Origin of the sequence: Rhizobium sp. WYJ-E13, assembly GCF_018987265.1 — a bacterium.
Taxonomy (GTDB): Bacteria; Pseudomonadota; Alphaproteobacteria; order Rhizobiales; family Rhizobiaceae; genus Rhizobium.
In genome coordinates this window covers 1,106,183-1,130,895 of the sequence record NZ_CP076853.1, presented here as the reverse complement: position 1 = coordinate 1,130,895, position 24,713 = coordinate 1,106,183, and the positions used below count along the sequence as shown (strand labels likewise).

33 protein-coding genes are annotated in these 24,713 nt (G+C 59.1%); 1 reads left to right on the top strand and 32 read right to left on the bottom strand.

The features are described from left to right. Window positions 1-85: 85 nt before the first annotated feature. The 31 genes from rplQ to rpsL all read right to left on the bottom strand — a co-directional run bounded on the left by rplQ (window position 86) and on the right by rpsL (window position 19,408). A complete protein-coding gene (gene rplQ, locus KQ933_RS05675) occupies window positions 86-508 on the bottom strand; it encodes a 50S ribosomal protein L17 (RefSeq protein WP_216757746.1) in 423 nt (140 codons plus the stop codon). A gap of 125 nt (window positions 509-633) precedes the next feature. Then, complete coding sequence (locus KQ933_RS05670; RefSeq protein WP_018115507.1) at window positions 634-1,644, bottom strand: DNA-directed RNA polymerase subunit alpha; 1,011 nt, start codon at window positions 1,642-1,644, stop codon at window positions 634-636. Window positions 1,645-1,741: 97 nt separating this feature from the next. Beyond that, on the bottom strand, window positions 1,742-2,131 hold the full coding sequence (rpsK, locus tag KQ933_RS05665) for a 30S ribosomal protein S11 (RefSeq protein WP_003547577.1): 390 nt from the start codon (window positions 2,129-2,131) through the stop codon (window positions 1,742-1,744). 133 nt (window positions 2,132-2,264) lie between these two features. Further along, entirely contained in the window at window positions 2,265-2,633 is a 369-nt protein-coding gene (gene rpsM / locus KQ933_RS05660) for a 30S ribosomal protein S13 (protein ID WP_216757745.1), read from the bottom strand. Window positions 2,634-2,852: 219 nt separating this feature from the next. Next, complete coding sequence (locus KQ933_RS05655) at window positions 2,853-3,503, bottom strand: adenylate kinase (protein ID WP_216757744.1); 651 nt, start codon at window positions 3,501-3,503, stop codon at window positions 2,853-2,855. Continuing rightward, entirely contained in the window at window positions 3,500-4,840 is a 1,341-nt protein-coding gene (gene secY / locus KQ933_RS05650) for a preprotein translocase subunit SecY (RefSeq protein WP_216757743.1), read from the bottom strand. Before secY ends, KQ933_RS05655 begins: the two co-directional genes overlap by 4 nt. Window positions 4,841-5,075: 235 nt before the next feature. Then, window positions 5,076-5,549: a 50S ribosomal protein L15 gene (gene rplO / locus KQ933_RS05645; protein WP_216757742.1), complete on the bottom strand. Its 474-nt coding sequence runs from the start codon at window positions 5,547-5,549 to the stop codon at window positions 5,076-5,078. Window positions 5,550-5,565: 16 nt separating this feature from the next. Next, window positions 5,566-5,775, bottom strand: coding sequence for a 50S ribosomal protein L30 (gene rpmD / locus KQ933_RS05640; RefSeq protein ID WP_007812887.1), 210 nt, complete (start codon window positions 5,773-5,775; stop codon window positions 5,566-5,568). Window positions 5,776-5,788: 13 nt separating this feature from the next. Next, window positions 5,789-6,358 (bottom strand): 30S ribosomal protein S5, encoded by a 570-nt coding sequence (rpsE, locus tag KQ933_RS05635; protein WP_007812885.1) that lies wholly within the window; start codon window positions 6,356-6,358, stop codon window positions 5,789-5,791. A 130-nt stretch (window positions 6,359-6,488) separates the two neighbouring features. Continuing rightward, window positions 6,489-6,851: a 50S ribosomal protein L18 gene (gene rplR / locus KQ933_RS05630; protein ID WP_183730048.1), complete on the bottom strand. Its 363-nt coding sequence runs from the start codon at window positions 6,849-6,851 to the stop codon at window positions 6,489-6,491. Between the two features lie 12 nt (window positions 6,852-6,863). Then, window positions 6,864-7,397, bottom strand: a complete 534-nt coding sequence (rplF, locus tag KQ933_RS05625; RefSeq protein ID WP_216757741.1) for a 50S ribosomal protein L6 — start codon at window positions 7,395-7,397, stop codon at window positions 6,864-6,866. A 41-nt stretch (window positions 7,398-7,438) separates the two neighbouring features. Continuing rightward, window positions 7,439-7,837 (bottom strand): 30S ribosomal protein S8, encoded by a 399-nt coding sequence (gene rpsH / locus KQ933_RS05620; RefSeq protein WP_004674934.1) that lies wholly within the window; start codon window positions 7,835-7,837, stop codon window positions 7,439-7,441. A gap of 12 nt (window positions 7,838-7,849) precedes the next feature. After that, window positions 7,850-8,155, bottom strand: a complete 306-nt coding sequence (rpsN, locus tag KQ933_RS05615; RefSeq protein WP_018115514.1) for a 30S ribosomal protein S14 — start codon at window positions 8,153-8,155, stop codon at window positions 7,850-7,852. 32 nt (window positions 8,156-8,187) lie between these two features. Next, window positions 8,188-8,745 (bottom strand): 50S ribosomal protein L5, encoded by a 558-nt coding sequence (rplE, locus tag KQ933_RS05610; protein WP_216757740.1) that lies wholly within the window; start codon window positions 8,743-8,745, stop codon window positions 8,188-8,190. Further along, the gene (gene rplX / locus KQ933_RS05605; protein ID WP_183743772.1) at window positions 8,738-9,046 is read right to left on the bottom strand and encodes a 50S ribosomal protein L24; all 309 of its coding nucleotides are present in this window, start codon (window positions 9,044-9,046) and stop codon (window positions 8,738-8,740) included. The genes rplE and rplX overlap by 8 nt, the downstream gene beginning before the upstream one ends. 12 nt (window positions 9,047-9,058) lie before the next feature. Further along, a complete protein-coding gene (rplN, locus tag KQ933_RS05600; protein WP_003573790.1) occupies window positions 9,059-9,427 on the bottom strand; it encodes a 50S ribosomal protein L14 in 369 nt (122 codons plus the stop codon). Between the two features lie 261 nt (window positions 9,428-9,688). Continuing rightward, on the bottom strand, window positions 9,689-9,928 hold the full coding sequence (gene rpsQ, locus KQ933_RS05595; protein WP_007812872.1) for a 30S ribosomal protein S17: 240 nt from the start codon (window positions 9,926-9,928) through the stop codon (window positions 9,689-9,691). 11 nt (window positions 9,929-9,939) lie between these two features. Next, the gene (rpmC, locus tag KQ933_RS05590; RefSeq protein WP_007531673.1) at window positions 9,940-10,140 is read right to left on the bottom strand and encodes a 50S ribosomal protein L29; all 201 of its coding nucleotides are present in this window, start codon (window positions 10,138-10,140) and stop codon (window positions 9,940-9,942) included. A gap of 12 nt (window positions 10,141-10,152) precedes the next feature. After that, a complete protein-coding gene (gene rplP, locus KQ933_RS05585) occupies window positions 10,153-10,566 on the bottom strand; it encodes a 50S ribosomal protein L16 (protein WP_003573792.1) in 414 nt (137 codons plus the stop codon). Between the two features lie 38 nt (window positions 10,567-10,604). Further along, window positions 10,605-11,339: a 30S ribosomal protein S3 gene (gene rpsC / locus KQ933_RS05580; protein ID WP_112572305.1), complete on the bottom strand. Its 735-nt coding sequence runs from the start codon at window positions 11,337-11,339 to the stop codon at window positions 10,605-10,607. Further along, window positions 11,339-11,728, bottom strand: coding sequence for a 50S ribosomal protein L22 (gene rplV / locus KQ933_RS05575; RefSeq protein WP_007812866.1), 390 nt, complete (start codon window positions 11,726-11,728; stop codon window positions 11,339-11,341). Before rplV ends, rpsC begins: the two co-directional genes overlap by 1 nt. Window positions 11,729-11,730: 2 nt before the next feature. Next, window positions 11,731-12,009, bottom strand: a complete 279-nt coding sequence (gene rpsS / locus KQ933_RS05570; RefSeq protein WP_007531666.1) for a 30S ribosomal protein S19 — start codon at window positions 12,007-12,009, stop codon at window positions 11,731-11,733. A 15-nt stretch (window positions 12,010-12,024) separates the two neighbouring features. Next, window positions 12,025-12,861 carry a 50S ribosomal protein L2 gene (gene rplB / locus KQ933_RS05565; protein WP_216757739.1) on the bottom strand — a complete coding sequence of 279 codons (837 nt, stop codon included), beginning with the start codon at window positions 12,859-12,861 and terminating at the stop codon, window positions 12,025-12,027. Window positions 12,862-12,872: 11 nt separating this feature from the next. Next, window positions 12,873-13,166 carry a 50S ribosomal protein L23 gene (locus KQ933_RS05560; protein WP_007812862.1) on the bottom strand — a complete coding sequence of 98 codons (294 nt, stop codon included), beginning with the start codon at window positions 13,164-13,166 and terminating at the stop codon, window positions 12,873-12,875. Next, entirely contained in the window at window positions 13,163-13,783 is a 621-nt protein-coding gene (gene rplD / locus KQ933_RS05555; RefSeq protein WP_183730058.1) for a 50S ribosomal protein L4, read from the bottom strand. Before rplD ends, KQ933_RS05560 begins: the two co-directional genes overlap by 4 nt. Before the next feature lie 13 nt (window positions 13,784-13,796). Continuing rightward, complete coding sequence (gene rplC / locus KQ933_RS05550; protein ID WP_216757738.1) at window positions 13,797-14,438, bottom strand: 50S ribosomal protein L3; 642 nt, start codon at window positions 14,436-14,438, stop codon at window positions 13,797-13,799. Between the two features lie 33 nt (window positions 14,439-14,471). Beyond that, window positions 14,472-14,780, bottom strand: coding sequence for a 30S ribosomal protein S10 (gene rpsJ, locus KQ933_RS05545; RefSeq protein ID WP_003547547.1), 309 nt, complete (start codon window positions 14,778-14,780; stop codon window positions 14,472-14,474). Between the two features lie 309 nt (window positions 14,781-15,089). Then, window positions 15,090-16,265 (bottom strand): elongation factor Tu, encoded by a 1,176-nt coding sequence (tuf, locus tag KQ933_RS05540; RefSeq protein ID WP_183730064.1) that lies wholly within the window; start codon window positions 16,263-16,265, stop codon window positions 15,090-15,092. 65 nt (window positions 16,266-16,330) lie between these two features. Continuing rightward, on the bottom strand, window positions 16,331-18,430 hold the full coding sequence (fusA, locus tag KQ933_RS05535; RefSeq protein WP_216757737.1) for an elongation factor G: 2,100 nt from the start codon (window positions 18,428-18,430) through the stop codon (window positions 16,331-16,333). 29 nt (window positions 18,431-18,459) lie between these two features. Beyond that, window positions 18,460-18,930: a 30S ribosomal protein S7 gene (gene rpsG / locus KQ933_RS05530; RefSeq protein ID WP_007817128.1), complete on the bottom strand. Its 471-nt coding sequence runs from the start codon at window positions 18,928-18,930 to the stop codon at window positions 18,460-18,462. A gap of 106 nt (window positions 18,931-19,036) precedes the next feature. Then, on the bottom strand, window positions 19,037-19,408 hold the full coding sequence (gene rpsL, locus KQ933_RS05525) for a 30S ribosomal protein S12 (protein ID WP_003547537.1): 372 nt from the start codon (window positions 19,406-19,408) through the stop codon (window positions 19,037-19,039). Window positions 19,409-19,902: 494 nt separating this feature from the next. Here rpsL and KQ933_RS05520 point away from each other — a divergent pair, with 494 nt between their 5' ends. After that, window positions 19,903-20,196 carry a transcriptional regulator gene (locus KQ933_RS05520; protein ID WP_112547859.1) on the top strand — a complete coding sequence of 98 codons (294 nt, stop codon included), beginning with the start codon at window positions 19,903-19,905 and terminating at the stop codon, window positions 20,194-20,196. Window positions 20,197-20,474: 278 nt separating this feature from the next. On the opposite strand, the gene rpoC is transcribed toward KQ933_RS05520, so the two are convergent. After that, entirely contained in the window at window positions 20,475-24,686 is a 4,212-nt protein-coding gene (gene rpoC, locus KQ933_RS05515; RefSeq protein WP_216757736.1) for a DNA-directed RNA polymerase subunit beta', read from the bottom strand. Window positions 24,687-24,713 lie beyond the last annotated feature (27 nt).

Sequence of the window (24,713 nt, the reverse complement as noted above, 5' to 3'; positions counted from 1 at the left end):
GCGCAGAAGCGGCCTCCAACCAAACGCACAAACGAAAAAGCCGGGCGCAAGGCCCGGCTTTTCTGCTTTCCGAAACCGGAAAATCTCAGGCAGCGACAGACTGCTCTTCAGCAGCGACGCGGGCCTTGTCGGCTGCGCCCTTTGCGTAGGTGTCGCGGTCAACGAATTCGATGACGGCGAGAGCGGCGTTGTCGCCCTGGCGGAAGCCGGCCTTCATGATACGCAGGTAACCGCCGTTGCGGGTTGCGTAGCGCGAGGCGATCGTGTCGAAGAGCTTCGAAACGACAGCGGCGTCCTTGATCTGCGAGATCGCCTGACGACGAGCGTGCAGGTCGCCGCGCTTGCCGAGGGTGACGAGCTTTTCGACGATCGGACGAATTTCCTTGGCCTTCGGAAGGGTCGTTACGATCTGCTCGTGGGTGATGAGCGAAGCCGCCATGTTGGCGAACATCGCCTTGCGGTGGCTTGCAGTTCTATTCAGCTTGCGGCCGGCTTTACCATGGCGCATTGCTATTCTCCTTTAATGCAGTGCCCTTACTTCGTTACCGGGCCTGCCGTTTCCTGGCACATGCAGGCGATAGGCCTGCTGTTTGACGGGGAAAGGCAGCCGTGAAGAGCCTGCCTTTTTGGTTCTTAATATTGGTCTTCGTAACGCTTTGCGAGATCTTCGATGTTCTCGGGCGGCCATGCCGGCACTTCCATGCCGAGGTGCAGGCCCATGGAAGCGAGAACTTCCTTGATTTCGTTCAGCGACTTGCGACCAAAATTCGGGGTGCGGAGCATTTCTGCTTCGGTCTTCTGAATGAGGTCGCCGATGTAGACGATGTTGTCGTTCTTCAGGCAGTTTGCCGAACGAACCGACAATTCGAGTTCGTCCACCTTCTTGAGGAGCGCCGGGTTGAAGGCCAGTTCGGTGACGGCTTCTTCTTCGGCTTCCTTCTGCGGTTCGTCGAAGTTGACGAAGACGCCAAGCTGGTCCTGCAGGATGCGAGCCGCGAAAGCGACGGCATCTTCGCCGGAGACAGAGCCATCGGTTTCGATGGTCATTGTCAGCTTGTCGTAGTCGAGAACCTGTCCTTCACGGGTATTTTCAACCTTGTAGGACACCTTCTTGACCGGCGAATAGAGGCTGTCGACCGGGATAAGACCGATCGGAGCATCTTCCGCACGATTGCGCTCGGCCGGAACATAGCCCTTGCCGTTGTTGACGGTGAACTCCATGCGGATTTCGGCACCCTCGTCGAGCGTGCAGATGACATGCTCGGGGTTGAGGATTTCGATATCGCCGACCGTCTGGATGTCGCCAGCGGTTACAACACCCGGACCCTGTTTGCGCACGACCATGCGCTTGGCGTCGTCGCCATCCATCTTGATGGCGATTTCCTTGATGTTGAGCACGATGTCCGTAACGTCCTCACGAACGCCCGGGATCGAGGAGAATTCATGCAGCACGCCGTCGATCTGCACGGCCGTAACAGCCGCACCGCGCAGAGAGGAGAGCAGAACGCGACGCAACGCGTTGCCGAGGGTGAGGCCGAAACCACGCTCAAGCGGCTCTGCAACGAGAGTCGCCTTGGTGCGCGAGCTCGAAGAGAACTCGACCTTGTTCGGCTTGATCAGTTCCTGCCAGTTCTTCTGAATCATAATTTTGCCTTCCGTTCGTTGCCACCATCCAATCGTGGCAACCGAGCTTGAAAACCACCGGGAACGCCGATGCGCTCACCGGTGACGATAGCGATGATCAGACGCGGCGCTTCTTGCGCGGACGGCAGCCATTGTGCGGGATCGGGGTCACGTCACGAATGGACGTGATCATGAAACCGGCAGCCTGGAGCGCGCGCAGAGCCGATTCACGGCCGGAACCCGGGCCGCAAACTTCGACTTCCAGCGACTTCATGCCGTGTTCCTGGGCCTTCTTGGCGCAGTCTTCAGCAGCGATCTGGGCAGCAAACGGGGTCGACTTGCGCGAGCCCTTGAAGCCCTTGGCGCCAGCCGACGACCAGGCAATCGCATTGCCCTGCGCGTCGGTGATGGTGATCATCGTGTTGTTGAAGGTCGAGTTGACGTGAGCGACACCCGACGAGATGTTCTTACGTTCGCGACGGCGAACGCGGACGGCTTCCTTAGCCATGGTATTCCTTTCGTTGATCTCTTCACCGCCGTAATCCCAGCGGCTACACCGGAACGGTGCCTTTACGGCCCCATTCCAAACTCAAAAGAGGCCGGCGCAGACCGCCAGCCTCCCCACTCCGGTTTCCCGGGAATTACTTCTTCTTACCAGCGATCGCCTTTGCCGGACCCTTGCGGGTACGAGCATTGGTGTGCGTGCGCTGACCGCGGACCGGCAGGCCACGGCGATGACGCAGGCCGCGGTAGCAACCGAGGTCCATCAGGCGCTTGATGTTCATCGAGGTTTCGCGACGAAGATCGCCCTCGACCTGATAGTCACGGTCGATGGTTTCACGGATCTGAAGTATCTCAGCATCCGTGAGCTGATGAACGCGGCGATCAGCCGGAATACCGACCTTCTCGACGATTTCCTGCGCGAATTTCGATCCAATCCCGTGAATGTAGGTCAGCGCGATGACGACGCGCTTTGCAGTCGGGATGTTGACGCCAGCGATACGTGCCACGCCTATTCTCCTTGCATTCCAGTTGCCATCCGGCAATAGGGCTTCGTTATGCAGCCAGAGGCCGCTCGTTCAAATTCGGGTTCGTAACATCGCAAAACGATCGAACCCGGATTTCCTTCGGGAAATCCGCGCCGATCGCAGGGAATGTCGCGAGTTGGCGCGGTTTAACGGAATCAGTGCAAAAAAGCAACCGCTCCCGCCAAGTTTATTTTCAAAGCCTTAAAGCTTGGAAAGAATACCTTCGATCTCGGTCGTAACCTGATCGATTTCGGCCATACCATCCACGGACTTGAGTTTGCCCTTGGCGTAGTAGTAGCCGATCAGCGGCGAGGTTTCCTTGTAGTAGACCTCGAGACGCTTGGTCATGGTCTCGGCATTGTCATCGGGACGGCGCTTGAAGTGGGTCGAACCGCACTTGTCGCAGACACCTTCCTTGTCTGGGACCTTGTCCGTATCGTGATAGACCGTGCCGCACTCAGCACAGGAGTAGCGACCTGCCACGCGGCGAACCAGTTCCTTGTCGTCGACACGGAATTCGATGACGACAGAGAGATCAAGACCCTTGGCCTTCAGCATCGCCTCAGTGGCATCCGCCTGCACCAGCGTGCGCGGGAAACCGTCAAGGATGAAACCGTTAGCGCAATCAGGTTGATCGATTCGTTCGGAGACGATGGCGTTGACAATCTCGTCCGAGACCAGATTTCCGGCGTCCATGACAGCCTTGGCACGCTTGCCGACTTCAGTACCGGCCTGAACGGCGGCGCGCAGCATGTCACCCGTGGAAAGCTGCGGAATACCATGCTTTTCCACGATCCGCTGGGCCTGGGTCCCCTTACCCGCGCCCGGCGGCCCCAAAAGTATAAGTCTCATCGCCCCCTCTTTCCTCCACGCAGCTTCGATTTCTTGATCAGGCCTTCGTACTGCTGTGCGATCAGATGGCCCTGGATCTGTGCCACCGTATCAAGAGTTACGCTAACCACGATCAAAAGCGAAGTCCCACCAAGGGCTAATGGAATGCCGGTTTGCGACACCAGGATCTCAGGCAGGATACAGACGAAGACGAGATAGATAGCGCCGATCACCGTGATACGGGTCAGCACGTAGTCGATATATTCGGCAGTGCGATCGCCCGGGCGGATGCCGGGGATAAAGCCGCCATGCTTCTTCAGATTGTCGGCCGTGTCCTTCGGATTGAAGACGATGGCCGTGTAGAAAAAGGCAAAGAAGGCGATGAGTGCCGCATAGAGCACCATGTAAAGCGGCTGACCATGGCCGAGCGCAGCAACGATGGATGTTGCCCAAGCCGGCATGGCCGTCGTGCTGGCAAAGCCCGCAAGCGTCGCCGGCAGAAGCAGCAGCGAGGATGCGAAGATTGCCGGGATGACGCCCGAGGTGTTCAGCTTCAGCGGCAGGTGCGAGGTGTCGCCCTGGAACATGCGGTTGCCGACCTGACGCTTCGGATACTGGATCAGAAGGCGGCGCTGCGCGCGCTCAACGAAGACGATGACGGCGATGACGGCGATCGCAACGACGATGACAGCCAGGATGAGCGTCGTCGACAGCGCACCGGTGCGGCCGAGTTCCAGCGTACCGGCAAGGGCTGTTGGAAGACCGGCCGCAATGCCTGCGAAGATGATCAGCGAAATACCGTTGCCGATACCGCGCGAGGTGATCTGCTCCCCGAGCCACATCAGAAACATCGTGCCGCCGAGGAGCGTCAGAACGGTCGAAATTTTAAAGAACCAGCCCGGATCGACAACGAGGCCGTTACCGCTTTCGAGACCAACGGCAATGCCGTAGGCCTGGAGCGCGCCGAGGATGACCGTGCCGTAGCGGGTGTACTGGTTGATGATCTTGCGACCCTGCTCGCCTTCCTTCTTCAGGTTTTCGAGCGCCGGCACGACCGAAGTCATGAGCTGCACGATGATCGAAGCGGAGATGTAGGGCATGATGCCGAGCGCGAAGATCGCCATGCGCTGAACGGCGCCGCCCGAGAACATGTTGAAGAGGCCGAGAATACCGCCAGCTTGGCCTTGGAAGGCCTGGGCATAGGCCTGCGGATTAAGGCCTGGAAGCGGAATATGGGTACCCAGCCGGTAGACGAGGAGAGCTGCCAGTGTGAACCACAGGCGCTTCTTAAGATCCTCGGCTTTGGCGAAGGTCGAAAAATTGAGGTTTGAAGCCAGTTGTTCCGCTGCAGAAGCCATGCGTTTCTCCGCGCTACCAATTCCGGGCGCTCTCGAGTCGGCCGGCACCGGAATCAGTATGAATTTCTTTTAAAAACCGGGCTTCGGACGGATCGCTGGCGCAACCCTATGCCTCACCCTCGTTTTCAGTCTTACCGTCCCGACGCGGATGCGTCCAAGCAGGTTTTTGTGAGGCTCACATATGGGAGCAAAATCGCCCGGTGTGAAGCACCCCGGGCGATATATCATGAGTTTATTATTCTGCCGCTGCGGCAGAAAGAAGCGTTACCTTGCCGCCGGCCTTTTCGATCTTCTCGACAGCAGACTTGGAAGCGCCTGCAACTTCGAGCGTGATCTTGGCCTTGAGCTCGCCGTCGGAGAGAACGCGAACGCCGTCCTTGGCGCGGCGGATGACGCCGGCGGCCTTGAGAGCAGCCGCATCAACCGTTGCCTTCGCGTCGAGCTTGCCGGCGTCGACGGCAGCCTGGATGCGTGCCAGCGATACGACGACGTAGTCGGCTGCGAAGATGTTGTTGAAGCCGCGCTTCGGCAGGCGACGGTAGATGGGCATTTGACCGCCTTCGAAGCCGTTGATGGCAACGCCCGAACGGGACTTCTGACCCTTTACACCGCGACCACCGGTCTTGCCGGAGCCCGAGCCGATACCGCGGCCGAGACGCTTGCGGCTGTGGGTAGAGCCTTCGTTATCCTTGATTTCATTGAGTTTCATGAGCTTTACTCCGGTCTCACTTCTCGTCGACAACGCGAACGAGATGCTGGACTGCGCGGATCATGCCACGAACGGCCGGAGTGTCTTCCAGCGTGCGGCGACGGTGCATCTTGTTCAGTCCGAGACCGATCAGCGTACGCTGCTGGACGTCCGGACGGCGAATCGGGCTGCCGATCTGTTCGATCGTAACAGTCTTCGCTTCAGCCTTCTTGGTAGCCTTGGCCATTGGTCAGCTCCTCTTATTCTTCAGAGGCGTTGCCAGAAGCGGCACGGCGAGCCTGGAGCGTAGCATACTTGATGCCGCGCTGGGCTGCGATGTCCTTCGGGTGAACCTGGTGCTTCAGAGCGTCGAAGGTGGCGCGAACCATGTTGTAGGGGTTCGACGAACCAGTCGACTTGGCGACGACGTCGTGGACGCCGAGCGTTTCGAAAACGGCGCGCATCGGACCACCGGCGATGATACCGGTACCGACCTTGGCCGAGCGCAGCAAAACCTTGCCGGCGCCATGACGGCCATGGACGTCGTGATGCAGCGTACGGCCGTCACGCAGCGGTACGAAGATCAGTTCACGCTTGGCGGCTTCGGTTGCCTTGCGGATGGCTTCCGGCACCTCGCGTGCCTTGCCATGGCCGAAGCCTACGCGGCCCTTCTGGTCGCCGACGACGACGAGAGCGGCGAAGCCGAAGCGACGGCCACCCTTAACAACCTTGGCGACGCGGTTGATCGCGACCAGCTTGTCGACGAATTCGCTATCGCGCTCTTCGCGGCTCTGGCGGTCTTCCCGCTGCGGCCTTCTTTCCTGTGCCATTGTCCTCTTCCTTTTTCTTTTCCGGGTGCAATCGGCAAACAAAACGAGGACCGCATCGGCTTCCCCAAGGGAACGGTTTGCGGTCCAGTGAAATCCGGCCGAGGCTTAAAAGCCTTCGGCCGGAAACTGATTAGAAGGTCAGACCGCTTTCGCGGGCTGCATCTGCCAGTGCCTTGATGCGGCCGTGATAGATGAAGGCGCCACGGTCGAAAACGACCTCGGTGACACCTGCCTTCGAAGCGCGCTCTGCAACGAGCTTGCCAACGAGGGCTGCTGCTGCGGTGTCGGCACCGGTCTTCAGAGAACCGCGCAGATCCTTGTCGAGGGTCGATGCAGCGGCAAGGGTCTTGCCGGCAACATCGTCGATGATCTGAGCATAAATGTTCTTCGACGAGCGATGAACCGACAGGCGCGGACGGCCGTTAGCCACCGACTTGAGATGACGGCGCACGCGGTTGGCACGACGTGCAAGTGCTTCTTTCCTGCTAGCCATTTCGCGTGATCCTTACTTCTTCTTGCCTTCTTTGCGGACAATCCGCTCTTCGGCATACTTGACGCCCTTGCCCTTGTAGGGTTCCGGACCGCGGTATTCGCGGATCTCGGCGGCGACCTGGCCGACCTGCTGCTTGTTGATGCCGGTGACGACAATTTCCGTCGGCTTCGGTACAGCGATCGTGATGCCCTGCGGCGGTTCGTAGACTACGTCGTGGCTGAAACCGAGCGCCAGCTGCAGGTTCTTGCCCTGCAGGGAAGCACGGTAACCAACGCCGTTGATTTCGAGCTTGCGCTCGAAGCCGTCCTTGACGCCCTTGAAGATGTTTTCGATCATCGTGCGGGACATGCCCCACTTCGAACGAGCATCCTTCGTCTGGCTGAGCGGCGTTACGACGACCGCATTGTTTTCGAGCTTGAGGCTGATTTCGTCGTTTGCGACGAAAAACAGCTCGCCCTTCGGGCCCTTAGCGGTAACCTTCTGGCCATCGACCGTAGCCGTGATCCCAGCAGGCACCTGAACGGGCTTCTTACCGATACGAGACATGTTTCAATCCTGTCTGTTCGCTATGGAGACCCTGCGCAGTCTTAGAAGACCGAGCAGAGAACCTCGCCACCAACGTTCTGTTCGCGAGCCTGGTGATCGGCCATCACGCCCTTCGGGGTCGAAAGGATGGTGATGCCGAGGCCGTTCGCGACCTGCGGAATGGACTTGACCGAGACATAAACCCGGCGGCCCGGCTTGGACACACGGCCGATCTCACGGATCACCGATGCGCCTTCATAGTACTTCAGTTCAATGTTCAGTTCGGACTTGCCGTTGCCGAAATCGACGACGGAGTAGCCACGGATGTAGCCTTCGGACTGGAGGACATCGAGAACACGTGCACGGAGCTTGGAAGCAGGTGTCGAAACCGACGACTTGCGACGCGAAGCGCCGTTGCGGATACGGGTGAGCATATCGCCCAACGGATCAGTCATTGTCATATAACCTGCTCCTTACCAGCTCGACTTGACGATGCCCGGCACCTTGCCGAGATTGCCCAGTTCGCGCAGCGCGATACGCGACATACGCAGTTTACGGTAGTAAGCGCGCGGACGACCGGACACTTCGCAACGGTTGCGAATGCGGGTCTTCGATCCGTCACGCGGCAGGGATGCCAGCTTGATCGAGGCCTTGAACCGCTCTTCGATCGGAAGAGCCTGGTTCATGATGATCGCCTTCAGGGCAGCACGCTTGGCGGCCTGGTTTGCGACCGTATTACGGCGGCGCTTGTTCTTTTCAACTGCGCTTGTCTTCGCCATGTCAGGTTCCTTTTCTACGCTCGTCGTTCCGGTTACTGACGGAACGGGAAGCTGAACTCCGTGAGGAGTGCGCGAGCTTCGTCGTCGGTCGTGGCCGTCGTGCAAACGATGATGTCCATGCCCCACATCTGATCAACCTTGTCGTAGTTGATTTCAGGGAACACAATGTGCTCCTTGATGCCCATGGCAAAGTTGCCACGGCCGTCAAAGCTCTTCGAGTTCAGGCCGCGGAAGTCGCGAACGCGCGGAAGCGCGATGTTGACCAGGCGATCCAGGAACTCGTACATGCGGGCGCCGCGCAGGGTGACCTTCGCGCCGATCGGCATGTTTTCGCGGACCTTGAAGCCAGCGATAGAGTTGCGTGCACGGGTGATGACCGGCTTCTGGCCAGCAATGGCAGCCAGGTCGGCAGCAGCAACAGTCGGCTTCTTCGAGTCAGCCGTGGCTTCGCCCACACCCATGTTGATAACGATCTTGTCGAGCTTCGGGATCATCATCTCGTTGGTGTAGGAGAACTTCTCCTGCATCGCCTTACGGATCCGCTCGACATATTCCTTCTTGAGCCGCGGCTCGTACTTTGCCTCAGCCATCGATCACTTCTCCCGAACGCTTGGCCACGCGGACCTTCTTGCCGTCAACAACCTTGAAGCCGACGCGGGTCGGCTTGCCGTCCTTGTCGACGATCGCGACGTTGGACAGGTGGACCGAAGCTTCCTTGGAAATGATCCCGGCTTCCTGGGTCTGCGTCTGACGCTGATGGCGCTTTACGACGTTAACGCCGCGAACCACGGCGCGATCTTCCTTCGGCAGGACCTGAAGGACTTCGCCAGTACGGCCCTTGTCCTTGCCTGCGAGCATGACGACCTTGTCGCCCTTACGAATTTTCTGCATCGTTCTCGCTCCTTACAGTACTTCGGGAGCCAGCGAGATGATCTTCATGTGGTTCTTCGCACGCAATTCGCGCGGAACCGGTCCGAAGATACGGGTGCCGATCGGCTCTTTCTTGTTGTCGATGAGGACTGCTGCGTTGGTGTCGAAGCGGATGACAGAGCCATCCGGACGACGGATGTCCTTGGCGGTGCGAACGACAACCGCCTTCATCACGTCACCCTTCTTCACACGGCCGCGCGGGATCGCTTCCTTGATCGAAACGACGATAACGTCGCCGATCGAGGCATACTTACGCTTCGAGCCGCCCAGCACCTTGATGCACATGACACGACGGGCGCCGGAATTATCCGCGACGTCGAGGTTTGTTTGCATCTGAATCATATCAGGTCGCCTTCTTGTTCCTACCGGAATGGTTGGGCAAAGCCCCCTCTCCCGGCTTATGAAAAATGTCTGCCGGCCGCTCGTCACAGGGACAGCGAAAACACGGCAATAGCTTGAATAGCGCGGGATCGATCGTTGCCAGGGTGGTTTCCCAGATGGGACCTTCCGTGCGCTTAAAGCAAAAGAACGCCCGGCATTCGAGCGTTCCGACGCTGCTTCATACAGAAATTTCCGCGAGACGCAAGGCCTCGCGCAAAATTCTTACTTGGCCTGGGCGGCGATAACCGTCCAGCGCTTGTCCTTGGAGATCGGCGCGCACTCCTCGATGGAGACGATATCGCCGATCTTGTACTGATTATTTTCGTCGTGGGCCTTGTACTTCTTGGAGCGACGAACGGTCTTCTGGAGCAGCGGATGAGCGAAACGACGCTCAACGCGAACTACGACAGTCTTCTCGTTCTTGTCACCAACCACGACGCCCTGCAGAATACGCTTCGGCATGTTTTTTTCCTTTAAGCCTTTGCTTCTGCCGCCTTCTGGCGGGCAATGGTTTTGACGCGGGCGATGTCCTTGCGGACTTCGTTGATGCGCGAGGACTTCTCAAGCTGGCCGGTCGCCTTCTGGAAGCGCAGGTTGAACTGCTCCTTCTTCAGGTCGGCAAGCTTGTCCTTGAGCTGGTCGGCCGTGAGGCCGCGTACTTCTTCGGCTTTCATCGTGCCTTCTCCTTACTCTGCGATGCGCTGAACGAAGCGCGTCTTGACCGAGAGCTTGGCCGAGCCGAGGCGAAGCGCTTCACGCGCGATTTCCTCGGAGACACCGTCGATCTCGAACATCATACGACCGGGCTTGACCTTGCATGCCCAGTATTCCACGGAACCCTTACCCTTACCCATGCGGACTTCGGTGGGCTTTGCGGTTACCGGAACGTCCGGGAACACGCGGATCCAAACACGGCCGGCACGCTTCATGTAACGCGTGATCGCGCGGCGGGCCGCTTCGATCTCGCGTGCGTTAACGCGGTTCGGCTCCTGAGCCTTCAGGCCGAATTCGCCGAAGGCCAGATCAGAACCGCCCTTGGCTACGCCCTTGATGCGGCCCTTGAACTGCTTGCGGTACTTAGTACGCTTTGGCTGCAACATTTTCTTACTTCTCCGAGCTTATCTTTCGCCAGCGCTAATTACGCGTTGTCGCGTTCGCGGCGACGATCGCCACGGTCGCGTTCGCGGCTTGCCGGACCCTGCGCATCGCCTTCCAGCGCGCGACGTTCGGAAGCCATCGGATCGTGCTCAAGGATTTCGCCCTTGAAGATCCAGACCTTGATGCCGCAGATACCGAATGCGGTTTCGGCTTCAGCCGTACCGTAGTCGATGTCAGCGCGCAGGGTGTGCAGCGGAACGCGGCCTTCGCGGTACCATTCCGTACGAGCGATTTCTGCACCGCCAAGACGGCCTGCACAGGTGATCTTGATGCCTTCGGCGCCAAGACGCATCGCGGACTGAACGGCGCGCTTCATGGCGCGGCGGAAAGCCACGCGGCGCTCGAGCTGCTGGGCGATCGACTGAGCGACGAGCGTCGCGTCGATTTCCGGCTTGCGCACTTCAACGATGTTGAGGTGCGTTTCGGAGTTCGTCATGTCCGACAGCTTCTTGCGGAGCTTGTCGATGTCGGCGCCCTTGCGGCCGATGATCAGGCCCGGACGGGCCGAATGGATCGTGACGCGGCACTTCTTGTGCGGACGCTCGATGACCACCTTGGAGATACCGGCCTGCTTCAGTTCGCTCATGACGAACTTACGCATCTTCAGGTCTTCGTGCAGGAGCTGGCCGTACTCGGCATTGTCCGCAAACCAGCGGCTATCCCAGGTACGGTTGATGCCAAGACGGAAACCAATCGGATTGATTTTCTGACCCATTATGCGGCCTCCTCTTGTGCCTGCACTTCACGAACGACGATCGTCAGGTGAGCGAACGGACGTTCGATGCGCGATGCGCGGCCGCGGCCGCGGGCGTGGAAGCGCTTCATGACAATCGACTTGCCGACATAGGCCTCGGCGACGACGAGAGCGTCGACGTCGAGGTCATGGTTGTTCTCGGCGTTAGCGATCGCAGATTCGAGCGTCTTCTTGACGGCGCCTGCGATGCGCTTGCGGGAGAATTCCAGCTCAGCGAGTGCACGCTCGACCTTCTTGCCGCGGATGGCCGCAGCAACCAGGTTGAGCTTCTGTGGGCTGACGCGGAGCGTACGGGCGACTGCTTGCGCCTCGTTGTCCTTCAGCCGGCGTTCGGCTTTAGCCTTACCCATCGTTACTTCCTCTTTGCCTTCTTGTCCGCGCCGTGACCGTAATAGGTACGGGTCGGAGAGAATTCACCGAATTTGTGTCCGACCATGTCTTCATTGACACTGACCGGAACATGCTTGCTGCCGTTGTAGACGCCGAAGGTGAGACCAACGAACTGCGGCAGGATCGTGGAGCGACGGCTCCAGATCTTGATTACTTCTGCACGTCCGCCTTCACGAACCTTCTCAGCCTTCTTGAGAAGATAGCCGTCAACAAACGGACCTTTCCATACTGAACGAGCCATTGAGGACTTCCTCTCTTACTTCTTACGCTGATGACGCGAGCGCATGATCATCTTGTCGGTCGACTTGTTCGACCGGGTGCGCTTGCCCTTGGTCGGCTTGCCCCACGGAGAAACCGGGTGACGACCACCAGAGGTGCGGCCTTCACCACCGCCGTGCGGATGGTCGACCGGGTTCATGACGACGCCGCGGTTATGCGGACGCTTCCCGCGCCAAACGGTACGACCGGCCTTGCCGTCGTTAATGTTGGCATGGTCAGGGTTCGACACAGCACCGATCGAAGCAAGGCAGGTGCCGTGCACAAGGCGCTGTTCGCCGGAGTTCAGGCGAAGGATCGCCATGCCCTGGTCGCGGCCGACGAGCTGCGCGTAGGAACCGGCGGAGCGGGCAATCTGACCGCCCTTGCCCGGCTTCATTTCCACGTTATGGATGATGGAGCCGACCGGAATGTACTGCAGCGGCATCGTGTTGCCGGGCTTGACGTCTACGGCCTTGTCGGAAGCGATGACCTTGTCGCCGGCAGCAAGACGCTGCGGAGCGATGATGTAGGCCTTCTCGCCGTCGGCATAGCTGACGAGCGCGATGTAAGCCGTACGGTTCGGGTCGTATTCGATACGCTCGACCGTCCCTTCGACGTCGAACTTGCGACGCTTGAAGTCGATGATGCGATACGTACGCTTGTGACCACCGCCGATGAAGCGGGCCGTGATGCGGCCGAGGTTGTTACGACCACCGCTCTTGGTGAGACCTTCCGTCAGCGACTTGACCGGCTTGCCCTTGTAGAGGCCCGAACGGTCGACGATGACCAGCTGGCGCTGGCTCGGGGTCGTCGGATTGAATGTTTTCAATGCCATCTTTTTATTCCTCAGAGACCGGTGGAGACGTCGATCGTCTGGCCTTCAGCCAACGTCACGACAGCCTTCTTCACGTCCTGCTGCTTGCCGACAAAACCGCGGAACCGGCGGGTCTTGCCCTTGCGCAACAGGGTGTTGACGGCCGTGACCTTGACGCCGAAGAGCGCCTCGACCGCAGCCTTGATTTCCGGCTTCGTCGCCTTCTTGGCGACATTGAAAACAACCTGGTTGTTTTCCGATACCAGCGTGGACTTTTCGGTGATCGCAGGAGAAACGATCACATCGTAGTGGCGAAGATCGGTCACTTGAATCGCTCCTCTAGCGCTTCAACGGCAGCCTTGGAAAGCACGAGCTTGCCGCGGCGGACGATGTCGTAAACGTTAATGCCCTGGATCGGCAGAACATCGACGTTCGGGATGTTCTGAGCAGCGAGCTTGAAGTTACCGTCGAGCTCGGCGCCACCGATGAAGAGGGCGTTGGTGAGGCCCAGCGAGGCGAATACGCCGGCCAAAGCCTTCGTCTTTGCTTCGTTGGCGACCAGATCATCGATGATGATCAGTTCGTCTGCCTTGATCTTGGCGGACAGCGCATGACGCAGGCCGAGCGCGCGAACCTTCTTGGGAAGGTCGTGTTCATGGCTGCGGGCGACCGGGCCGTGGGCCTTACCACCGCCGCGGAACTGCGGAGCACGAGCCGAATGGTGACGAGCGCGGCCCGTACCCTTCTGCTTGTACATCTTGGCGCCGGTGCGGGAAACGTCCGCGCGGCCCTTTGCCTGATGGGTGCCCTGCTGCTTCTTGGCAAGCTGCCAGCGGATGACGCGGGCGAGAATGTCTTCGCGGGGCTCAAGGCCGAAAATCGCATCAGAAAGGGAAACCTTCCCAGCGTCTTTGCCCTCGAGGGTCTTGACGTTCAATTCCATTGGTCTGGCTCCCTTACTTCGCTGCCGACTTGACGGCGTCGCGCACGATGATCCAGGCACCCTTGGAACCGGGTACTGCACCCTTGATCAGGATCAGACCACGATCTTCGTCGGTCGAAACCACTTCAAGGTTCTGCGTCGTCACGCGCGTCTGGCCCATATGACCAGCCATCTTCTTGTTCTTGAAAACCTTGCCCGGATCCTGGCGCGAACCCGTCGAACCATGCGAGCGGTGCGAAACAGACACACCGTGCGTGGCGCGCAGACCGCCGAAACCGTGGCGCTTCATGGCGCCGGCAAAGCCCTTACCGACCGTGGTGCCGGTGACATCGACGAGCTGGCCAGCAGCAAAGTGGCCGGCCTTGAGCTCAGTGCCGATATCGAGCAGGTTGTCTTCCGAAACACGGAATTCCTGGAGCTTTGACTTCGGCTCAACGTTAGCGACGGCAAAGTTGCCGCGCATCGCCTTGGACGTGTTCTTTACCTTGGCCTGGCCAGCACCAAGCTGAAGCGCGGTATAGCCATTCTTTTCTACGGTGCGCTGGGCCACGACCTGGCAGCCATCCAAACGCAGTACCGTTACCGGGACATGCTCGCCGGCGTCGTTGTAGACGCGGGTCATTCCCACCTTCTGTGCAATCACACCTGAACGCATCGGTTCAATCCTTCCAACTCAGCTCGAGCAAGCTCAGAGCTTGATCTCAACATCGACACCTGCGGCGAGATCGAGCTTCATCAGCGCGTCCACCGTCTGCGGGGTCGGATCTACGATGTCGAGCAGGCGCTTATGCGTGCGCATCTCGAACTGTTCGCGGCTCTTCTTGTCGATGTGCGGGGACCGGTTGACCGTAAACTTCTCGATGCGGGTCGGAAGCGGAACGGGGCCCCGGACGCTTGCACCGGTGCGCTTCGCCGTCGACACGATCTCGCGCGTGGAAGCATCGAGAATCCGGTGATCGAACGCCTTCAGGCGAATGCGGATATTTTGGCCGTTCATTCGACGTTATCCTTGTGTTTGTTTTCCCTCATGTCTTTGGGCAAGACATGGGTTGTTCTTTTCTTCCTAAGGCGGACCACCGGTTTCAAAGATCGAGAGAGATGCCTGTTACGGCTTCCCTATCCACTCTTCAGGGCCTTTTTGACCCACCTTATTGTTTGTTCAGTCACCGCTTCGTCATCCAAAGCGGCACGCAAATCGCGCTCGCGCGCCATTTGCAACATTTCTGTGTAATAAGCAAGCGGCCAGCGCCGCCTGCTTCATAATAATGTCATCGAATCGGCTGCTCCACCGGAGCAGCCGAATGAATTACTCGACGATGGAAGCAACGATGCCTGCACCGACGGTGCGGCCGCCTTCGCGGATCGCGAAGCGAAGCTTTTCTTCCATCGCGATCGGAACGATCAGCTCGACGTCAACAGTGACGTTGTCGCCAGGCATGACCATTTCCGTGCCTTCCGGAAGTGTGACGATACCCGTCACGTCCGTCGTGCGGAAGTAGAACTGCGGACGGTAGTTCGTGAAGAACGGCGTATGACGGCCGCCTTCTTCCTTCGTCAGGATGTAGGCTTCGGCCTTGAACTTCTTGTGCGGCTTGACAGAGCCCGGCTTGCACAGGATCTGGCCACGCTCGACGCCGTCACGGTTCACACCGCGAACCAGTGCGCCGATGTTGTCGCCGGCCTGGCCCTGGTCGAGCAGCTTGCGGAACATTTCAACGCCGGTCACCGTCGTCTTCGACGTCGGACGGATGCCGACGATCTCGACTTCTTCACCAACCTTGACGATACCACGCTCGACGCGGCCGGTCACAACCGTACCGCGGCCCGAGATCGAGAACACGTCTTCGATCGGCATCAGGAACGGCTGGTCGATCGGACGCTCAGGCGTCGGGATGTAGGCGTCAACCTGAGCCATCAGCTCGCGGATCGCGTCTTCACCGATCTTCTTGTCGGAATCTTCAAGCGCAGCAAGCGCCGAACCCTTGACGACCGGGATGTCGTCGCCCGGGAAGTCGTAGGACGACAGAAGTTCGCGCACTTCCAGTTCGACGAGCTCGAGAAGCTCGGCGTCATCGACCTGGTCGACCTTGTTGAGGAACACAACGATCGCCGGAACGCCAACCTGGCGGGCGAGCAGGATGTGCTCGCGCGTCTGCGGCATGGGGCCATCAGCAGCAGAGCAGACCAGGATCGCGCCGTCCATCTGCGCAGCACCCGTGATCATGTTCTTCACATAGTCGGCGTGGCCGGGGCAGTCGACGTGCGCATAGTGGCGGTTCGGCGTCTCATACTCGACGTGTGCCGTCGAAATGGTGATGCCGCGCGCCTTTTCTTCCGGTGCCGCGTCGATCTGGTCATACGCCTTGAACTCACCGAAGTACTTCGTGATCGCTGCCGTCAGAGACGTCTTGCCATGGTCAACGTGGCCGATCGTGCCAATGTTGACGTGCGGCTTGTTGCGCTCAAACTTACTCTTTGCCATTTTCGGCTCTCCATTCTTTGGCCCGAGGGGCGCTAATTCTTGTTATCGGTCAATTGGTATTCCGGTCACTTCTGACCGGAATACTTTGCCTGGATTTCGGTTGCGACGTTCGACGGGACCGGCGCGTAGTGATCAAAGGTCATCGTGTACTGAGCACGGCCCTGCGACATGGAGCGCAGGTTGTCGACGTACTTGAACATGTTGGCCAGCGGGACGTTGGCATTGATGACAACGGCGACGCCGCGGCTTTCCTGACCCTGGATCTGACCACGGCGGGAGTTCAGGTCGCCGATAACGTCACCAACATAGTCTTCCGGGGTAACGACTTCGACCTTCATCATCGGCTCGAGGAGCTGAGCTCCAGCCTTCTTTGCCGCTTCACGGAAGCAGGCGCGGGAAGCGATTTCGAACGCCAGGACCGAAGAGTCGACGTCGTGGAAGGCGCCGTCGATGAGCGTCGCCTTGACGCCGAGCATCGGGAAGCCAGCCAGCGGACCGGAAGACAGAACGCTTTCGATACCCTTCTGAACGCCCGGGATGTATTCCTTCGGAACAGCACCGCCGACGATCTTGGATTCGAACTTGAAGTCGTCGCCATCCGGGTTCGGTTCGAAGACGATCTTGACGCGTGCGAACTGGCCGGTACCACCGGACTGCTTCTTGTGCGTGTAGTCTTCTTCGTGCTGGCGCGTAATGGTTTCGCGGTAAGCAACCTGCGGCGCGCCGACGTTTGCTTCAACCTTGAACTCACGGCGCATGCGGTCGACGATGATGTCGAGGTGCAGTTCGCCCATGCCAGCGATGATCGTCTGACCGGATTCCTGGTCCGTCTTCACGCGGAAGGACGGATCTTCGGCTGCCAGGCGGTTGAGCGCGAGGCCCATCTTTTCCTGGTCGCCCTTGGACTTCGGCTCGATAGCGATCTGGATGACCGGCTCCGGGAACTCCATGCGCTCAAGAATAACCGGCTTCAGCGGGTCGCAGAGCGTGTCACCCGTGGTGGTTTCCTTGAGACCTGCGAGAGCAACGATATCGCCGGCAAAGGCTTCTTCGATGTCTTCACGCGAGTTGGAGTGCATCTGCAGCATGCGGCCAACGCGCTCGCGCTTGTCCTTGACCGTGTTCATGACCGACGAACCCTTTTCGAGCTTGCCGGAGTAGATGCGGGCGAAGGTGAGCGAACCGACGAAGGGGTCGTTCATGATCTTAAACGCGAGCATGGAGAGCGGCTCGGAGTCATCTGCATGACGCTCGATTTCGGCTTCGGTCTTGAAGTCGATGCCCTTGATCGCGGGAATGTCGAGCGGCGACGGCAGGTAGTCGACAACGGCGTCGAGCAGCGGCTGAACGCCCTTGTTCTTGAAAGCCGTACCGCAGAACATCGGATGGAACTTGACGTCAATCGTACCGCGACGAACGAGTTCGCGGATCTTGTCGTTGTCGGGCATGTTGCCTTCGAGGTAGGCTTCCATCGCGGCTTCGTCGATCTCGACAACGGTCTCGATCAGCTTTTCGCGATATTCTTCAGCCTTGGCCTTCATGTCATCCGGGATCTCGACGACGTCCCACTGGGCGCCGAGCGATTCGTCGCGCCAAATCAGGGCGTTCATCTCGACGAGGTCGATAACGCCCTTGAAGTCGCTTTCAGCGCCGATCGGCAGCTGCATGACGACAGCGATCGCACCCAGACGGGTTTTGATCATCTCAACCGAGCGGTAGAAATCCGCACCGGTCTTGTCCATCTTGTTGCAGAAGATCATGCGCGGAACGTTGTACTTCTCAGCCTGGCGCCAGACGGTTTCCGTCTGCGGCTCGACACCGGCGTTGGCATCGAGCAGCGCGATGGCGCCGTCGAGAACGCGCAGCGAACGCTCGACTTCGATGGTGAAGTCGACGTGGCCGGGAGTGTCGATGATGTTGAAGCGGCGCATCTTGCCGTCACGGCCCTTCCAGAAGGTCGTGGTGGCAGCAGACGTGATCGTAATGCCGCGTTCCTGCTCCTGCTCCATCCAGTCCATCGTGGCCGCGCCATCGTGGACTTCACCGATCTTGTGCGACTTGCCGGTGTAATAAAGGATACGCTCGGTTGTCGTGGTCTTGCCGGCGTCGATGTGCGCCATGATACCGAAATTGCGGTAGTCTTCGATCTTATATTCGCGAGCCATTATGGACTGCCTTTCGATATCGTTCGGGATTACCAGCGATAATGCGAGAACGCGCGGTTGGCATCAGCCATCTTGTGCGTGTCTTCGCGCTTCTTGACCGCGGAACCGCGGTTGTTGGATGCGTCGAGAAGTTCGCCCGAAAGACGATCGATCATGGTGGTTTCGTTGCGCTTGCGCGCAGCAGCAATCAGCCAGCGGATGGCGAGAGCCTGGCGGCGCTCCGGACGGACATCGACCGGAACCTGGTAGGTCGCACCACCGACGCGGCGCGAACGGACTTCAACGTGCGGAGCGATGTTGTCGAGCGCGGAATGGAAAACCGTGAGCGGCTCCTGCTTCGACTTGCCCTGCACGGAGTCGAACGCGCCGTAAACGATGCTTTCAGCGACGGACTTCTTGCCGTCCAGCATGATGGCATTCATGAACTTCGTGACAACGAGGTCACCGAACTTCGGGTCCGGATTGATCTCGCGCTTTTCTGCTTTATGGCGTCTGGACATACTTCTCGTCTCTTTAACTGTTAAGGCGCTTCACCACGCGGAGGACCTCGCGCAGCGCCGGAATCTCACTTTCAAGCCTTTCCGGGCGATACCGCCCGGGGCGAAATTACTTCGGACGCTTCGCACCGTACTTGGAACGGCGCTGCTTGCGGTTCTTGACACCCTGGGTATCGAGAACGCCGCGGATGATGTGGTAACGGACACCCGGAAGGTCCTTGACGCGGCCGCCGCGGATCATGACGACAGAGTGTTCCTGAAGGTTGTGACCTTCACCGGGGATGTAACCAATGACTTCGAAGCCGTTGGTGAGGCGGATCTTTGCGACCTTACGCAGAGCCGAGTTCGGCTTCTTCGGCGTCGTGGTGTAAACGCGGGTGCAAACACCGCGCTTCTGCGGGTTCTCCTGAAGAGCGGGAACCTTGTTACGCTTTACGTTCGCCTGGCGAGGCTTGCGGATCAGCTGGTTTACGGTAGGCATTCAACCATCCCTTACGTTTGTCTCAGTACCCTTGCGGGCTCGAACTTCGCCGTTTCCGGCATTGCCACACATATTTCCCTCAATGCGCAAAATATGGCCCGATCCGCTTCCGCAGATGGACCACATAGAGCAGAGGACGCAAAAGGTGCGTCATGCGTGCAGCATCATGACTTCAACGTGCGTTTAGAACCTTGTTTGAGGCGATCTTCAGGGCGCGTCGCCCCGAACAGCCAAACCTCACATGGGATCCGATGGCGGGCGTACTACTGGTTTCCGCCCTGCTCGTCAAGGCCGGTTAAGAAATAATCTCCGCCCAGGCGACTTCAAAAGCCCTGAAAACAGGCTGTTTACAGGCTCTTTAAGCCGGTTAAAGATACCCGGCAAGATAAACTTGGGCATTGCAGCAAAAACAGATAGGAATCAGTTTTTGCAGGCATCAAGCCCTTATGTGGGACCTGCATATTGCGATTCTCAGAGAGCCGAAGGACAAAAAGATGATCGGGACACCGGACAACGACAACAATTTCGACGGACCGATGATCTTCATCATCATCGGCAAAGGCTATGAATCCGATACAAGCGAGGGCGTGGACCTGCACGTCATGCTGAAGGCTGCCGATGATGACAGCGCCGTGCGGGAAGCCTTGAACGCACTTGCCGAGGAAGGCTTCATCGAGGCCGATCTCGACCAGATCGGCATGTTGACCGAAGTGCCCTCCGAAGAACCGCACGCCTCCGCCTATCAGGGTGCACTGGACGGCGAAGTCTCGATCATCCGCTTCAGCTAAGCCTATAGACAAAGAATGGGCCTGCGCGCCGCGCGGGCCCGATCCTCCACCCTCACCTTTCCATTTTGGCCGATATCAATGAGGGAGGCGGGCGCGCAGCGTGTAATCGCGATACCGTCGCCAACGGCCCCAGCAAGTTCGACATTCATCGCAAAGCCGCCGGCTTACCGGCGGCTTTGTCGTTTTCCGATTGGAATGAGGTATCCAGATATTACCGGACAAAAAAACCGCCCGGATTTCTCCGGGCGGCCTTGAATTTCCAGACTCTGGACTGCCTGTTATTCGGCGGCCGGAGCACTTTCGTTCGCCAGGTCCTGCAGCATCGGCGTTGCAGCCGCTGCCCCGGAGCCCTTGCGGCGCTCTTCCAGGATCAGGTCGTCGCGAGCCGTCGCGATGCGGCGGATCTGGGTCATGGTGCCACCGGTACCGGCCGGGATCAGGCGGCCGACGATGACGTTTTCCTTCAGACCCTGTAGGCCATCGGTCTTGCCAGCAATCGCGGCTTCCGTCAGCACCTTGGTCGTTTCCTGGAAGGACGCGGCCGAGATGAAGGACGGGGTCTGCAGCGATGCCTTGGTGATGCCGAGCAGAACCGGATCGCCACTGGCAGGCTTCTTGCCTTCCTCGATGAGCTGGTCGTTGACGTCTTCCAGCTCGATACGGTCGACATTGTCGCCGACGATGTAGGTGGAGTCGCCTGCATCGGTGATTTCCACCTTCTGCAGCATCTGACGAACAATCACCTCGATGTGCTTATCGTTGATGACAACGCCCTGCAGACGATAGACTTCCTGGATTTCGTTGACGAGGTAGGAAGCCAAGGCTTCCACGCCCTTGATCGCCAGGATGTCGTGCGGAGCCGGGTTACCGTCGAGGATGTAATCACCCTTTTCGATATAGTCGCCTTCCTGAAGGTGGAAGGGCTTGCCCTTCGGGATCAGGTATTCAACAGGCTCGACACCGTCTTCTGCCGGCTCGATGATGACGCGGCGCTTGTTCTTGTAGTCGCGGCCGAGGCGGATCGTACCATCGATCTCTGCGATGATGGCGTGGTCCTTCGGACGACGAGCCTCGAACAATTCTGCAACGCGCGGCAGACCACCGGTGATGTCCTTGGTCTTGGCGCTCTCCAGCGGCGAACGGGCAAGAACGTCACCCTGGGAGACCTTCTGGCCCGGCTCGACGGACAGGATCGCGTCGACCGAGAGCAGGAAGCGGGCTTCGCCACCGCGGGAGAGCTTCGCGACATTGCCGCTTGCGTCCTTGATGACGATGGCCGGCTTCAGATCCGAACCGCGCGGGGTCGAACGCCAGTCGATAACCTGACGCTTGGTGATGCCGGTGGATTCGTCGGTCGCTTCGAGAACGGAGAGGCCGTCGACGACATCTTCGAACTGAACCGTACCGGCTACTTCCGTCATCATCGGACGGGTGTAGGGGTCCCACTCCGCCAGACGCTGACCGCGCTTGACCTTGTCGCCTTCGTCGACATGCAGCTTCGAACCATAGGCAACACGCTGCGAGGAACGCTCCACGCCACGCTCGTCCAGGATCTGGACGGTCATGTTGCGGCCCATGGCAACGAGGTTGCCATCGGAGTTGCGCAGGATGTTACGGTTCTTGATCTGCACCGTACCTTCATACGAGGCTTCCAGGAACGACTGGTCGACCACCGTTGCGGTGCCACCAAGGTGGAACGTACGCATGGTGAGCTGCGTGCCCGGCTCGCCGATCGACTGAGCCGCGATAACGCCGACGGCTTCGCCCATGTTTACCGGCGTACCGCGCGCGAGGTCGCGGCCGTAGCAGACCGAGCAGACGCCCGTCTGGATTTCGCAGGTCAGTGCCGAGCGGATACGAATCGACTGGATACCAGCCTTCTCGATCTCGGTGACATCGGGCTCAAGGATCATCTTGCCGGCATCGACGATACGCTCGCCAGTAACCGGGTGGTCGATGTTGTCGAGGGCCGTACGGCCGAGGATGCGGGCGCCGAGCGAAGCAACGACCTGCCCGGCATCGACGATGGCGGTCATGGTGAGGCCGGATTCGGTACCGCAATCGACGTGCGTGACGATGCAGTCCTGCGCGACGTCGACGAGACGGCGGGTCAGGTAACCGGAGTTTGCGGTCTTCAAGGCGGTGTCTGCCAGACCCTTGCGGGCGCCGTGCGTCGAGTTGAAGTACTCGTTGACAGTCAGACCTTCCTTGAAGTTCGAGATGATCGGCGTCTCGATGATTTCACCGGACGGCTTGGCCATGAGGCCGCGCATACCGCCCAGCTGACGCATCTGGTTCGGAGAACCACGGGCACCCGAGTGCGACATCATATAGATGGCGTTCATCGGCTTCTGGCGACCAGTCTTATCGTCGAACTCGACAGCCTTAATGCGGGCCATCATGTCTTCGGCGACCTTCTCCGTGGCCTTGCCCCACGCGTCAACGACCTTGTTGTACTTTTCGCCCTGAGTGATCAGACCGTCGTTGTACTGCTGTTCGTATTCCTTCACCAGGTTTTCGGTGTCGGCAACGATCTTCGCCTTGGATTCCGGAATGACCATGTCGTCCTTGCCGAACGAAATGCCGGCGCGGCAGGCATGGGTGAAACCGAGCTGCATGATGCGGTCGCAGAAGATGACCGTGTCCTTCTGGCCGCAGTGACGATAAACCGCGTCGATCATCCTGGAGATGTTCTTCTTGGTCATTTCCTGGTTGCAGATGTCGAAGGTCACCTTGCCGTTCTTCGGCAGAAGTTCGCCGATGAGCAGGCGGCCCGGCGTCGTCTCATAGATCTTCGAGTAGGGCTTGCCGTCCTCGCCGATCGACTTGAAGCGGCCGCGGATCTTGGTGTGCAGCGTCACGACCTTGTTTTCGAGCGCGTGATGCAGCTCACCGAGATCGGAGAAGGCCATGCCTTCGCCCGGCTCGTTCTGATTCACGATCGAGAGGTAGTAGAGGCCGAGAACCATGTCCTGCGACGGAACGATGATCGGTGCGCCGTTTGCCGGGTGCAGGATGTTGTTGGTCGACATCATCAGAACGCGGGCTTCGAGCTGGGCTTCGAGCGACAGCGGCACGTGAACGGCCATCTGGTCGCCGTCGAAGTCGGCGTTGAAGGCCGTGCAGACGAGCGGATGCAGCTGGATCGCCTTGCCTTCGACCAGGATGGGTTCGAAGGCCTGGATGCCCAGGCGGTGCAGCGTCGGCGCGCGGTTCAAGAGAACCGGATGCTCGCGGATGACCTCATCGAGGATATCCCAAACTTCCGGCTTTTCCTTCTCAACCAGCTTCTTGGCCTGCTTGACGGTCGAGGAGTAACCCTTGGCGTCGAGGCGGGCGTAGATGAACGGCTTGAAGAGCTCGAGCGCCATCTTCTTCGGCAGGCCGCACTGATGCAGCTTCAGTTCCGGACCGGTCACGATGACCGAACGGCCGGAATAGTCGACGCGCTTGCCGAGCAGGTTCTGACGGAAGCGGCCCTGCTTGCCCTTGAGCATGTCGGACAGCGACTTCAGCGGACGCTTGTTGGCGCCGGTGATGACGCGGCCACGGCGGCCGTTGTCGAACAACGCATCGACAGATTCCTGCAGCATGCGCTTTTCGTTACGGATGATGATGCCCGGTGCGCGCAGTTCGATGAGACGCTTCAGACGGTTATTACGGTTGATAACGCGGCGATAGAGATCGTTCAGATCCGACGTCGCGAAACGACCGCCGTCCAGCGGAACGAGCGGACGGAGATCTGGCGGGATGACCGGAACGACCTTCATGATCATCCATTCGGGACGATTGCCGGATTCCATGAAGTTCTCGACGATCTTCAGGCGCTTCATCAGCTTCTTCTGCTTGAGATCCGACGTGGTGTCGGCAAGCTCGGAGCGCAGATCGCCAGCGATCTTTTCGAGATTCATCGATGCCAGCATCTCGTAGATGGCTTCCGCACCGATCATGGCCGTGAACTGGTCTTCACCATATTCGTCGACGGCGAGCATGTACTCTTCTTCGGTCAGGAGTTGGTGCTCCTTGAGCGCGGTGAGACCCGGCTCGGTGACGATATAGTGTTCGAAGTAGAGGACGCGCTCGACATCCTTCAGCGTCATGTCGAGCAGTGTGGAAATACGTGATGGCAGCGACTTCAGGAACCAGATATGGGCAACGGGAGCGGCGAGCTCGATATGGCCCATGCGCTCACGGCGAACGCGCGACAGCGTCACTTCGACGCCGCACTTTTCGCAGATGATGCCCTTGTACTTCATGCGCTTGTACTTGCCGCACAAGCACTCGTAGTCCTTGATCGGTCCGAAGATACGCGCGCAGAAGAGACCGTCGCGTTCCGGCTTGAACGTACGGTAGTTGATGGTTTCCGGCTTCTTGATCTCGCCGTAGGACCAGGAAAGAATCTTCTCCGGAGAGGCGATCGAAATCCGGATGGAATCGAAGTTCTGTGCAGGCACCTGCGGATTGAAAAGATTCATGACCTCTTGGTTCATGCCTGTCTCCTTCATGGGCGAAAGCGC